General features: G+C 32.8%; 16 protein-coding genes and 1 other annotated feature. Of the genes, 12 read left to right on the top strand and 4 right to left on the bottom strand.

The annotated features are described in order from the left end of the window. Positions 1-17: 17 nt before the first annotated feature. The 3 genes from BLV68_RS06200 to BLV68_RS06190 all read left to right on the top strand — a co-directional run bounded on the left by BLV68_RS06200 (position 18) and on the right by BLV68_RS06190 (position 2,652). Complete coding sequence (locus BLV68_RS06200; RefSeq protein WP_159428632.1) at positions 18-998, top strand: ABC transporter ATP-binding protein; 981 nt, start codon at positions 18-20, stop codon at positions 996-998. Then, the gene (locus BLV68_RS06195; RefSeq protein WP_093751923.1) at positions 995-1,789 is read left to right on the top strand and encodes an ABC transporter permease; all 795 of its coding nucleotides are present in this window, start codon (positions 995-997) and stop codon (positions 1,787-1,789) included. Before BLV68_RS06200 ends, BLV68_RS06195 begins: the two co-directional genes overlap by 4 nt. A gap of 68 nt (positions 1,790-1,857) precedes the next feature. Beyond that, positions 1,858-2,652 carry an ABC transporter permease gene (locus BLV68_RS06190; protein WP_159428631.1) on the top strand — a complete coding sequence of 265 codons (795 nt, stop codon included), beginning with the start codon at positions 1,858-1,860 and terminating at the stop codon, positions 2,650-2,652. A gap of 72 nt (positions 2,653-2,724) precedes the next feature. Here BLV68_RS06190 and BLV68_RS06185 read toward each other — a convergent pair whose 3' ends face one another. Continuing rightward, on the bottom strand, positions 2,725-3,756 hold the full coding sequence (locus BLV68_RS06185; RefSeq protein WP_093751919.1) for a 3D domain-containing protein: 1,032 nt from the start codon (positions 3,754-3,756) through the stop codon (positions 2,725-2,727). A gap of 304 nt (positions 3,757-4,060) precedes the next feature. Continuing rightward, positions 4,061-4,369 carry a hypothetical protein gene (locus tag BLV68_RS06175; protein WP_093751915.1) on the bottom strand — a complete coding sequence of 103 codons (309 nt, stop codon included), beginning with the start codon at positions 4,367-4,369 and terminating at the stop codon, positions 4,061-4,063. Between the two features lie 123 nt (positions 4,370-4,492). Further along, positions 4,493-4,733, top strand: a binding site (T-box leader). Between the two features lie 30 nt (positions 4,734-4,763). Here BLV68_RS06175 and metG point away from each other — a divergent pair. The 6 genes from metG (at position 4,764) to BLV68_RS06145 (ending at position 10,783) form a co-directional block, all read left to right on the top strand. Next, a complete protein-coding gene (gene metG / locus BLV68_RS06170) occupies positions 4,764-6,722 on the top strand; it encodes a methionine--tRNA ligase (protein ID WP_093751913.1) in 1,959 nt (652 codons plus the stop codon). 11 nt (positions 6,723-6,733) lie between these two features. Then, on the top strand, positions 6,734-7,501 hold the full coding sequence (locus BLV68_RS06165) for a TatD family hydrolase (protein ID WP_093751911.1): 768 nt from the start codon (positions 6,734-6,736) through the stop codon (positions 7,499-7,501). A 259-nt stretch (positions 7,502-7,760) separates the two neighbouring features. Next, complete coding sequence (gene rnmV / locus BLV68_RS06160) at positions 7,761-8,303, top strand: ribonuclease M5 (RefSeq protein WP_093751909.1); 543 nt, start codon at positions 7,761-7,763, stop codon at positions 8,301-8,303. Then, positions 8,296-9,165: a 16S rRNA (adenine(1518)-N(6)/adenine(1519)-N(6))-dimethyltransferase RsmA gene (gene rsmA / locus BLV68_RS06155; RefSeq protein ID WP_093751907.1), complete on the top strand. Its 870-nt coding sequence runs from the start codon at positions 8,296-8,298 to the stop codon at positions 9,163-9,165. Before rnmV ends, rsmA begins: the two co-directional genes overlap by 8 nt. A 27-nt stretch (positions 9,166-9,192) precedes the next feature. Beyond that, complete coding sequence (locus BLV68_RS06150) at positions 9,193-10,401, top strand: hypothetical protein (protein ID WP_093751905.1); 1,209 nt, start codon at positions 9,193-9,195, stop codon at positions 10,399-10,401. 94 nt (positions 10,402-10,495) lie between these two features. Beyond that, entirely contained in the window at positions 10,496-10,783 is a 288-nt protein-coding gene (locus tag BLV68_RS06145; RefSeq protein ID WP_317920248.1) for an ArsR/SmtB family transcription factor, read from the top strand. A 12-nt stretch (positions 10,784-10,795) separates the two neighbouring features. On the opposite strand, the gene BLV68_RS06140 is transcribed toward BLV68_RS06145, so the two are convergent. Then, on the bottom strand, positions 10,796-11,092 hold the full coding sequence (locus BLV68_RS06140; protein ID WP_093751901.1) for a late competence development ComFB family protein: 297 nt from the start codon (positions 11,090-11,092) through the stop codon (positions 10,796-10,798). A gap of 239 nt (positions 11,093-11,331) precedes the next feature. On the opposite strand from BLV68_RS06140, the gene BLV68_RS06135 reads away from it, so the two are divergent. Then, on the top strand, positions 11,332-11,562 hold the full coding sequence (locus tag BLV68_RS06135) for a glutaredoxin family protein (RefSeq protein WP_093751899.1): 231 nt from the start codon (positions 11,332-11,334) through the stop codon (positions 11,560-11,562). 64 nt (positions 11,563-11,626) lie between these two features. On the opposite strand, the gene BLV68_RS06130 is transcribed toward BLV68_RS06135, so the two are convergent. Beyond that, positions 11,627-11,812 (bottom strand): DUF1858 domain-containing protein, encoded by a 186-nt coding sequence (locus BLV68_RS06130; protein WP_093751897.1) that lies wholly within the window; start codon positions 11,810-11,812, stop codon positions 11,627-11,629. A gap of 160 nt (positions 11,813-11,972) precedes the next feature. Between BLV68_RS06130 and BLV68_RS06125 the strand changes: the two genes are divergently transcribed. Then, complete coding sequence (locus BLV68_RS06125; RefSeq protein WP_093751895.1) at positions 11,973-12,356, top strand: phage holin family protein; 384 nt, start codon at positions 11,973-11,975, stop codon at positions 12,354-12,356. Positions 12,357-12,472: 116 nt separating this feature from the next. Continuing rightward, a complete protein-coding gene (locus BLV68_RS16265) occupies positions 12,473-12,769 on the top strand; it encodes an iron-sulfur cluster biosynthesis family protein (protein ID WP_399262820.1) in 297 nt (98 codons plus the stop codon). Positions 12,770-12,785 lie beyond the last annotated feature (16 nt).

Raw genomic sequence — 12,785 nt, 5'->3', positions numbered from 1 at the left:
TGAGAGGAGCATATAACATGATACATATAAAAGATTTAACAAAAATATATAGAGTGCCAAAACAAAATAAAAAAAAGTCTCTGAGAAATTTTTTATTTCCAGTTTACGAAGATAAAATAGCAGTAGATAATATAAGTTTTGATGTAGAAGAGGCAGAAATAATTGGTTTTGTAGGAACAAATGGAGCAGGTAAAACAACGACTATTAAGATGTTATCAGGAATATTAACTCCAACTTCTGGGAAGATAATTGTAAATGGCTATATACCATATAAAAATAGAAATGAATTATCTAAGAATATTGCTGTGATAATGGGGCAAAAGTCAGTAATGTTTTATGATATACCTGTTATAGAATCTTTTAAATTCTATAAAGATGTTTATTCAATATCAATCAATGATTATAAAAAAAGGATGGAATTATTTTTGGATAAGTTGGAATTAAGTAATATATTGAATATCCCTGTCAGAAAGCTATCCCTTGGACAAAAAATGAGATGTGAGATCGCTGTATCATTGTTACATAATCCGAAGATATTATTTTTAGACGAACCTACTATTGGGCTTGATATAATAGCTAAACATAAAATATTAGATTTTTTTACATACTTAAACAAAGAATTTAATACTACAATATTTTTAACTACCCATGATATAGCAGATATTGATAAAATTTGCAAACGCATAATTATTATTGATAAAGGTATAATTAGATATGATGGAGCGATAAAAGAACTTAAAGATAGAGATCAATACAAAATAATTGAGATTATGCATGAGAAAGATTACAATTTAGAAAAAATATTAGATGGTTTTAAGAAGGAGATTTTAGTATCTGAAGAATATAAAACCACTATAAAAGTGGTTAAGCAAGATGTGGGGAATGTTGTTAATAATTTGATTAATAATCCTAAGATAGTGGATTTTAATATAAATGCATTGAGTTTAGAGAGCGTACTACAGGAAATATATTTAAATGATCAAGGAGAATTGTTATGATAAAGAAATATATGAAATTAATAAGAAGGTTCGTTATAATTTCTTGGCAAGAAATATATATTTTCAAATTTGAGCTTTTTATGGTATTGTTACATTTATTGTTTAATACTAGTTTTGTGTTTTTATTTTGGTATTCACTACTTAGCAATATAGAAGGGCTTGGAGGCTGGGAATTTTCACAATTAGCCATGTTCAGTGCGGTTACATTGTTTGGAGAAAGTTTAGGCGGATTATTCTTTGGATTTAGAGATTTGCCAAGTAAAATAATAATGGGAGAGCTGGATAAATATTTGAGTAGGCCTATAAATACATTGTTTGCAGTATTATTTGAGAGTGTATCGATAGTTTATTTTATACAACAGTTTTTAGTAAGCTTGATCTTGATTATAATTGTAGCCATAAATGCCAAAATGATTATAAAGGTCAATAATATAATAATGAGCCTTATAGTAATGTTCATGGGAGTGCTAATCTATAATTTTATATACGGAATTATAACATTTATGGCATTTTGGTTTGGCAGAATAGAGGTATTCAGAGGATTAATATTAGGCCTAACAGAAAGCAAGCAGTATCCATTGGATATTTTTCCAAGCAAGATGAGAATGATTTTAACATATGTGGTTCCAATTGCATTTGTATCGTACTATCCTACCGTTATATTATTGGATAAAATGAGTATTAGTCTTATGTTTTTTTTAAAATTATTGGCCTTTTGTTTTATAACATTTATTTTATTCATAACAATATGGCACTTAGGAATAAAAAGGTATGAATCAAATGGGGGATAAAACCACTTTTTGGCAGGATGGCTCATTCAGTTTTGTGCCTTGATCGAAGCGAAAGGAATGATTTAAAGGTGAAAAAATATATTCGTATTTTACAAATTGAATTTTGCAGAATGAAAGAGTATGCTTTGAATTTTATGGGACAAATTATGTATTTACCGTTAAAGTTATTAATAATATATCTAATATGGAAATTTGTATATGCGAGTACAAGTACAATAAAAGATTATACTTTTGAAGATATTATTACATATTATTTTTTACTGAATATATTTGAAACTGCAATAGCACCTGTAGGGATAACTGCTTATCAGGTGTTTAATGATATTAATATAGGAAATTTGGATATGTATTTGACAAAGCCAATTTGTTATCCATTGTACTTATTTTGTACTAAGATAGGTTATTTTTTTTGGGGAATAACTTCAGGATTGATTTTTTTATATTTAAGTAAAGCTGTAATTGGAATAAAACTACCAGTAAATATTGCAAATTTTGCATTATCATTATCAAATGTTTTTTTAGGATTAGTAATAATGTATTCCTTATTTTTTATAGTAGGTGAGTTAACATTTTGGGTAAAAAATATATTGACGCTCAGAGATAATTTATGGAATGTTATAAAATTGTTATCAGGACAAATATTGCCTATAGCATTCTTTCCTGAAATTTTAACCAAATTATCAAGATGGTTACCATTTCAATATATTTATTATGTTCCTGTATCAATATTTCAAGGGAAGTATACACAGGTGCAGGCAATTAAGCATCTAGGATTTCAGATTATTTGGGTAGCTGTACTTTCGACTATAATGATTGTTTTGTGGGCTACAGGAATAAGAAAGTATGAATCTCAAGGAGGATAAAGCAAATATAGCTAATAAATAAAAATAAAGAGTGTGAAATTTTTAGAATAGATAAAGGTGACATGTTCACCTTTATCTATTATCTAATATATATACTTTTACCTTTCTTCTGCCAAATTGTTTTACTTCTTTGGCGGTGTTGAAAAATAAATCAATTTTATTTCCTTTAATTGCACCGCCAGTGTCCTCTGCTACGCAAAAACCATAATCCTCTGTACCATCAAGGCTTTGAACATACAATTTTGTACCTAAAGGTATTACACGTGGATCAACAGCAACTACTCCTGGCCTTGCCTTAGTCCCAGAAGCAGTAATGCCGTAATATTTGTCTCCAGGTCTTTTACCAGTGCTTTCATAGGATAGGTCATAAGCCGTTGCTATCATAGTAATGGCTTTAATATACCTTATATTTCCTCTCGAAGAAATTAAAATATTCTTGGTTCCCCTTTCAACAATATGGGGAATGGCTTCTTCTATAATCTCTTCTTCTAAAATATCTTCTGAAACCAATTGACCATTTTCAAATGTTTTTTTCACTTTTACCTTCTTTAGGCCATCCTTGCCTTCTTGTATGGTATTTTCATTACCTATATCCAACCTGTTATTTTTTCTGACGATCTTTTCGTGAGCAATTACTTCTTCATGTTCTTCTACTACCTCAGTTACCTTGGTGACCATAATTTCTGATCCTGGAGCGATTACATCATCAAGGCCTGGATAAGTATAATCCTTTTCGCCAAGATCTACATGCAAGTCCTTCAATATGTCCTGGACTTTATTTTCAACTGAATTCACCTCAACTTTTTTATCTCCAAAGGCTAATATATAAGTTTTAGGTGTCTTTATGATTATGTTCATATTATTTTCTAGTTTAGCATCTAATGGGACATTAATATATACACCTTCTGTTAAACTAATATTTTCCTGTTTAAGCAGATCTTCTACGGTGTCCTTGTAGGTAATTATATTTTTTTCTTCTCCATCTATGGAGATAGTTATATCCTTAGCAGTATGCATATATACTCCCAAAGATAAACTTGCAGTTATAGCGAGGACAGTCAACATTTTAAATTTATTTGACTTTGTGACTGTAAAGTTTGCCATTATATTAACCTCCTCTTTTTTGGCTAGACAGTATTCTAGTCAAAAAATTTTTTTCTGTCAAATTTAAATCCATAAATTACCAAGGGGGAATTAAAAAATCATTAAAAATTTAATTTAAATTTATTGTTTCCCAAATAATTCAATATATTCTGAAAATCAAACGATATGGAAAAATGCGGCATTAAAGGGTTATTAATATGGGAAAAATTACAATTAATAGGTTTAGAAATATTAATCCTCAACAAAATATTAAATTTTTGTAACAAATAAGGAATGCCCCTTTTTATATATTGGGGCATTCCTCCTATTTTATATCTTCCATGTAATAACTTGTTGATTGGTCTATATACATATTTCCCTGTTCCATTGGATAATAATAAGAAGAATATCTACCGCATTGCATCATACATACCCTTATACAGTCTCTAAGCATAGGGTCCATCATTGGGCAAGGCATATAGGGCATGTGTTCATATGGCATAGACTCATAGGGCATAGGTTCATAAGGCATAGGGTCGTAGGGCATGGTTTCGTAAGGTTTAGGCCTGCATGGATCCATTGGATACAATGGAGGTACAGCAGGATGTCTTTGCTCAAAATCTTGTGGGTACATAAAATCACTCCTTTTACACATAACTAATAACATTATATGAAAAAGATAAATAGTGGTCACAAGATAAAACAACTTGACAAATTAAATTTTTTACTATATATTGATGAAGTAAATAAACCAATATATTAGGTAATGAAGGGAAGAGTAGGTTTAATCTGAGACTTTAGAGAGCTGGGGTAGGTGAAAGCCAGCGTTGAAGATTATTCCGAACATGGCCCCTAAACTTTACAGCTGAAGTTTAGTAGGCTGTAACGGCAGCATCCGTTACCATGTGCCGGGTTATGTATGTAACCTACAGAGGTTTAAACTGCGAAGTTTAAACGAATTAGAGTGGTAACACGAAATTCAAGCTTTCGTCTCTATATATAGATGATGAAAGCTTTTTTTGATTTAAATGGGAAATAATAAGAGAAAAGGAGGAATTAAGGTGAAAAAATACTATATTACAACGTCCATATATTACCCTAGCGACAACTTGCATATCGGTCATGCCTATACCACCATTGCAGCAGATACATTAAAAAAGTTTAAAATTGCTCAAGGCTATGATGCCTATCTTGTAACTGGTTCTGATGAGCACGGTCAAAAGATTCAGGGGAAGGCAAAGGAAAATAATATGGCACCTCAGGAATACGTGGATAAAATAGTGGACGATATTAAAAAACTTTGGAGCATGTCAGAAATATCCTATGATAAGTTCATCAGAACTACTGATGAATATCATGAAAAGGCAGTACAAAAGATATTTGAAACCCTTTATAAAAAAGGTGATATCTACAAATCCTATTATGAAGGGTTATACTGCACACCTTGTGAAGCCTTTTGGTCTGAAAGCCAATTGGTAGATGGGAAATGTCCTGATTGTGGAAGGGAAGTTCATTTAGCCAAGGAGGAAGCCTATTTCTTTAAGCTATCTAAATATAAGGATAGATTGATTAAGCTTTTTGAAGAAAATCCTGAGTTTTTACAACCTGAATCGAGGAGAAATGAAATGTTAAATTTCCTTAAGGGGGGTTTAGAAGATCTATGCGTATCCAGAACTAGTTTCGATTGGGGAATCAAGGTACCCTTCGATCCAAAACACGTAGTCTATGTTTGGATAGATGCTTTAAGCTGTTATATTACTGCTTTAGGTTATGGCAGTGAAGATGATGAAAACTTTAGAAAGTATTGGCCTGCTGATGTCCATTTAGTTGGAAAGGAAATAGTGAGATTCCATACTATAATATGGCCAGCCCTATTGATGGCATTAGACTTAGAGATACCTAAGAAGGTATTTGGCCATGGCTGGATATTGTTTGAAGACGATAAGATGTCAAAATCTAAGGGTAATGTTATCTATCCAGAGCCCATAATTGAGCTTTATGGAATCGATGCCTTTAGGTATTTCCTCTTAAGGGAGTTTTCCTTTGGGCAAGATGGTTCATTCTCTAGGGAGAAGTTTTTACAAAGGCTAAACTCGGATTTAGCCAATGACCTAGGGAACTTAGTAAGTAGGACTGTTACCATGGTGGAAAAATACAACGAAGGAGTACTACCAAGTCCAGTAAAAGAAGAGGAAATAGATAAGTCCTTAATAGAAATTGCAACAAAAGCATCGGATGAAGTAGAAAAATATATGGACCAATTAAACTTCAGCCAGGCCTTGGAGGAAATATGGAAGGTAATTAGAAGGACTAACAAGTATATTGATGAAACTAGTCCTTGGATATTGGCTAAGGAAGAGGACAAAGAAAGATTGGATACAGTATTATATAATTTAACTGAAAGCATAAGAATCATAGGCCAATTATTAAATCCATTTATGGAAAGGACCTCTAATGAAATATTGAAGCAAATTGGGTATAAGGACAAATATGATTGGCAGGATACTAAAAAATGGGGTAAAATAAAGGCAGGGACTAAACTATCAAAAGGGAATGTATTGTTCCCAAGATTGGATGTTAAAAAAGAACTGGACAAATTAAACAAAGCTAATGAAAAGTTAATTGAAAATAGGATTAAAAAAGTGGAAAATAATGTAACTGAGGAATATATAACTATAGAGGATTTTGAAAAAATTCAGTTAAGGGTGGCAGAAATACTGGAAGTAAAGGAGCATCCAAAGGCTGATAAGTTGTATATATTGAAGCTTAAAGTTGGAGAAGAGGAAAGGCAAGTTGTATCGGGAATAAAGGAATACTACTCACCTGAAGACCTGGTAGGAAAGAAAGTAGTAATTGTCGCCAACTTAAAACCTATTAAGTTAAGGGGAGAGGAATCTAGGGGCATGGTATTAGCTGCAGAAAAAGATGGGAAGCTGACCTTAGTATCTACTCTTGAGGATATAGATTCCGGAGCCACCATATCATAAGGAGTGAAAAGATGTTAGTAGATAGCCATGCACATCTAGATGATGGAAGATTTGATAGAGATAGGGATAAGCTGATTAAATCCTTGAAGGAATTTGGAGTAGACTTGGTCATAAATCCAGGAGCTGATCTAAATTCTAGCATTAAGGCTGTGTCCATATCGGAAGAATATGATAATATCTATGCTGCAGTGGGGGTACATCCCCATTCAGCAAAGGAAATGGATGAATATACGATAGATATATTAAAATCCTTTACCAATAGGAGAAAGGTTGTAGCTATAGGAGAGATTGGTTTAGATTATTATTACGATAACTCTCCAAGGGATATACAGAGGGAAAAGTTCATAGAACAGCTTAATTTGGCTAAAGAAGTTAAACTACCAGTTATAATCCATTCTAGAGATGCCAACAAGGATACTTTCGATATATTAAAAGAGGCCCAAGATGGTACCTTAAGGGGGGTCATGCACTGCTATTCGGGGAGTGTAGAAATGGCTATGGAATATTTGAAGCTGGGTTTCTATATATCCTTAGCGGGACCCGTTACTTTTAAAAATGCAAGAGTAGCAAAAGAGGTAGCAAAAGCTGTTCCGCTAGATAAATTGCTGATAGAAACCGATGCCCCCTATCTTACTCCAGAACCTTATAGAGGCAAAAGGAATGAACCCATATACGTAAGATACGTGGCAGGCACTATTGCAGAATTAAAAGGAATAAGCTTTGAAGAAGTAGCCAAACAGACATCACAAAACGCAAAAAGGTTGTTTAATCTAGTTTAAACAATTGACAATTTTAAATATGGTGGTTGTCTTTGGTATATTGTAAAGAACAATTCCCCAACCCAAGATCTGGCAAATATTTCGTAAGTCGAGCCTTATTTTTATAAATATGCCTCTTAGCTTCCTCGTATATGCAAGGTGTGCCACTTCAATTTCTGGGATAGAGGATCCAATTTCTTGGTGGCAAAGGATCTGACCCCTTGCCACCAAAGTTGAATAATAATTGTCAATTGTCCATTGAAAAAAGAGGTGTTTTCGCATGATAAAAGAAATAATAGTAGTAGAAGGAAGAGATGATATTACAGCCGTAAAAAGTGCAATAGAAGCGGAGGTAATTGCAACTGGCGGATTTGGATACGATGAAAGGTTTATAGAGAATTTGAAAAAAATTGCCCATAAAAGGGGTATAATCATTTTAACGGATCCAGATTATGCAGGAGAAAGGATAAGAAAGCATTTAAGCAAGCATATTAAAAATTGCAAACATGCCTTCCTTCCCCAGGGGAAAGCTTTAAAGGAGGGGGATGTTGGCGTTGAAAATGCAACTAAAGAGGATATAATAGATGCTATTAATAAAGCAAGACCTGTAATAGTAGATAAAAGAGAAGAATTTACTAAAGAGGACCTATTGGAATTAGGTTTAATAGGGGATAGGGATAGTAGGCGTAAAAGAGAGATTTTAGGGAATATTTTAGGAATAGGCTACGGAAATTCTAAGCAGTTTCTAAATAGGCTGAACCACTTTGGCATAACTAGAGAAGAGTTTGTAAAAGCTTTGGAGTTGATGGAAAAATATGAATGATAAAAGGTTATATTCTCCCAAATATGTAAGGCAAATATTAGATAAACATGGATTTAAATTTTCGAAAAGCCTAGGACAGAACTTTCTTATAGACGGTAATATCTTAAGGAAAATCTCTCAGGGAGCTAATATTATAAAGGACGACTATGTATTGGAAATAGGTCCTGGCATTGGCACCTTAACAGAGGAATTGGCATTAAATGCGAAAAAGGTAGTAGCCATTGAGCTGGATCAAAATCTGTTACCTATATTAGAGGAGACTTTAGAGGATTATTCTAATGTGGAAATAATCCATGGAGACATTTTAAAGGTAGATGTAAATAAGCTAATAGAGGAAAAATTGGGAGGAGGGCCTATTAAGGTGGTAGCCAATCTACCCTATTATGTAACCACTCCCATATTAGCCAAGTTAATAGAGGAAGATTACAATATTGAGTCCATTACAGTGATGATACAAAAGGAAGTAGCCCAAAGGATAGTAGCCTCTCCTGGCAATAAGCAATACGGTTCCATAACCGTTTTTATGAATTTTTACACAGAACCAGAAATATTGATGAATGTACCCAAAACAGTATTTATGCCTCAACCTAAGGTGGATTCTGCTGTAATCAGATTAAAGATAAGAAAGGAGCTTCCACAAGTAGATAGAAATACATTCTTCCAAGTAGTAAAATTGGCTTTTAATAAGAGAAGAAAGACCATTCTAAACGCTTTATCGTCTAATCCTTGGGGGTTAGACAAAGAAGGAATAAAAGCCGTATTGGAAAAGGCTCAAATTTCTCTGGAAGAAAGGGCAGAGAATTTAAAAATTGAAGATTTTATTAAGATTAGTGAAACATTACCCTCCTTAGACATATATTAGTATAAAGATTAAAAAGGGGGGTTATTCATGTCAAAGGAATATACATACTTTAGGAAATATATTATACTGAAAAAAGACTATACGAATATTAGCGACATAAACCCTAAGGGGCATGCTAAAATAGAAGTTAGGGGCAATAAAGGCAATGTTAGCCTTAATGTAGATAATTGTGAAAAGGAGAATTATTACCGAGTATACCTATTAAGAGAAATAAATGGTAAGATAGAAGAGGAGGATATAGGTAGAATTTTTGCAGATGATAAGGGAAGGATTAGGACTAATATTGGTCTTAATCTAAAGGAATTAGAGGCGAAGGGCTTTTCAATAGATAAAATAGATGCTATTCTCATAAGAAGGGGTATATCTTTATTATTAGGTGGTTATATTGATAAAGACAATAAGGTTATAGATAGATTCATAGAAAAAATGGCTTCTGAAGAAGGAGAAAATAGTTTCCATGCAGAAAAAATTATAGAGGCTATAAACGAAGAAGAGCAAATTGCAATGGAAGTAGCAGTTGAGGAAGGGGAGAAAGAGAGGATTAAAGAAGAAATTTTAGAAAAACTAATAGTAGAAGATATAGTTGAAGAAAATGTCCAAGAAGAGCCTGTAAAGGATGAAATTTCTGGGGATGACGAAACTGTAAATGATGTAGCAGAAGAAATGAAAGAAGAAATAGGAGAGAAAATAAATGAAGAAGGCATACAGGATATAGTTATGGAAGATGAATGGGTCATAGATAATGTATCTGAATCTTTCAAGGATTTAGAATATGCTAGACGCCTTCATTATAAGAATCAAATGACCAATTATATATTAAGCGTACTGAGATTTTTCCCTCAAGTACAGCCCTTGAAAATATATTTGCACAATTATACTTGGTGGAGGATTGAAGACGATGGAAGCCAGCCCTATAGAGGATTTTTGCCCTATTATAATTATTTGATGAGTTCGGATTATAAATATCCATTTTTGCAAAATGCAGCTACTTGTATGGATCAAATAAAAAGGTATGGTCATTATCTATTTGGATTGTACAAGGAAAATGATGAGGTAAAACTCTACATCTATGGAGTACCTGGAAGATTTACATTAGAAGAACATCCTTTTAGAGGTATTACTGGCTTTAATACTTGGTATGATTCTGTAGATGGGATAGGTTATTGGGTTTTGTACATCGATCCAATAAAAGGGAAGGTAATATACCCTATAAACCCAATGGTACCATCTTATTAAAGGTGAAGAAGGGAGGTAATTAACCATAGATAATAAAAATATATGTGGCGAGTCTGGTGCAGACTTACAGCTATTAAAAGAGATTAAAGAAGGATTGTATAACGAAGAAATAATTAATGAACTGGCTCAAATATTTAAAGCATTAGCAGATCCTACAAGACTTAAGATAATATACGTTTTATCTGAGTCTCCTCTGTGCGTTCATGATATTGCCAATTTATTGGACATGACTCAATCTGCTATATCTCACCATTTAAGGCTTCTTAGAAATTTAAGGCTTGTGAAGTTTAAAAAAGAGGGAAAATCCGTCATATACTCTTTAGATGACGACCACGTTTTACAACTATTCCATCAAGGATTAGACCATGTTAAACATGATTAAAAAAGATGGGGGTTACATGGTATCCCTCATCTTTTCAACATTATTCTCTTTTGTATAACGACATTTATCACATACTATATCCTTTGCTTGAGTAAGAGCAGCAAGAACAGTAATTCTTCTTTGCCGATCCAATAAGAAGGCTTTTTTCTCAGCATCAGTGGTTGAAGACAAAAAATATACTGGTGGAAGATTATTCAATGCAACAGATTTAATGTCATCTTGATAGTAAGGCTTTTTACAGGATTTACATAGATGTTTTATCTCTTCAAAGATTTCATCTACTAATACTTCCATGTAATTTTGAACCATAAAACCATTCCCTTACAAGAAATCTATAAATTCAGACAATAATAATATAGTCCTAATTATTATAGTACTTTATTACTATAAAGTCAACAAAAATAGCTAAAAAATTTTTGATTAATAAGATAGTTTTCGGGTAGCATATAATCATAAAGAGTAATCATAAAGAGAAAAAACTTGACAAGAGATACCCTTGTGGGGTATAATAAAATGAGAATATAAACAGCTATGAAGGAGGAGTTTAAATGTCAAACGTTGTTGTCTATACAAGCAGTACATGTCCATATTGTGTTTCTGTTAAAGAATATTTAGAAGAAAAAGGAGTATCCTATACTGAAAAGAACGTATCTACAGATGTTGATGCAAGAAAAGAGCTAATGAAAATGGGGCATATGGGTGTTCCGGTAACCATAATCGATGGCCAAGAGGTAGTAGGCTTTGACAGAAATAAATTAGATGAGTTGTTGGATAAATAACTAGGTAAGTCAAAATCTCCCCTAAATTAAATTTAGGGGAGATTTATTTTTGCCAATCTAATTATTATTCATTTAACGCTTTCAATAATTGAGATAAATCTATACCATGAACCATAGCGGCTTCTTCTAAGCTTTCCATTTGGCTTGCAGGGCATCCAATACAACCTAACCCAAAGCTCAAGAGGGTATCTACCGCTTCTGGCTTGTAACGGATTATTTCTCCTATTAGCATATCCTTAGTAATTTCCATTTTCTGACCTCCTTAACTTAAACTCATATATATATTACCACAAAAGCTATACTATTAACAGAAAAAATTAATTGAAATTGAGAACAAATATATTAAATATTTATTGAAAATGTATAAAAAACTTGCAGAATGGTTAATCTTTATAGCAGGAGGTGGGAAAATGGATAATAATGAAAACAACAGAGATAGGACAGAAAATAGGACTAACAATTGGAACATAGGGGAAATATTAATACGAATTTTAGTCACAGCAATAGTAGTTGGAATTGCAGCTTTTTTGACCCCAGGATTTTCTGTAGATAATTTATGGAGCTTGATTCTTGCAGCAGTAGTCATAGCAGTATTAGATTACCTAGTCCAAAAATTCACAGGAGTAAATGCAACTCCATTCGGTAGAGGTATTACAGGTTTTATAGTAGCTGCAATTATACTATACGCTACAAAGTTTATAGTTCCAGGATTTAATATATCCGTATGGGGAGCTATTATAGGAGCTTTAGTAATTGGTATAATAGATGTGATAATACCAGGAGATGCCATGTAAAAAAACCCTCTAACTTTTGTTAGAGGGTTGAATTTTTTTTAAAAATGATATAAAATGATTTAAAATACCCACATGGGGTATAATATGAATAATAAATAATATGAGGAGGAAAGATTATGAAGGTAAAAATAACCGATATAGCCCAGAAGGAGCTTAAAAAGACGCTGGAATCCATAAAAAACAGAAAACCTTTGAGAATTTATGTAGCAGGTTATGGTTGAGGCGGTCCTTCTTTTGGTTTGGCTCTGGATGAGCTTAAAGAAGGAGATATGAAGGTAGAGGTAGATGATTATACTTTCTTGATAGAGGAAGATCTAGCAGAAAACTTTGGCTCTTTTACCATAGATTATAGCAACAATTGGTTAAGAAGAGGATTTACAGTAATACCCGATAGAAAGGTTTCATCTTGCTAAGTTCTTATTTTGAATA

Origin of the sequence: Tepidimicrobium xylanilyticum (assembly GCF_900106765.1) — a bacterium.
GTDB lineage: Bacteria > Bacillota > Clostridia > Tissierellales > Tepidimicrobiaceae > Tepidimicrobium > Tepidimicrobium xylanilyticum.
This window is presented reverse-complemented; position numbering and strand designations above follow the sequence as displayed.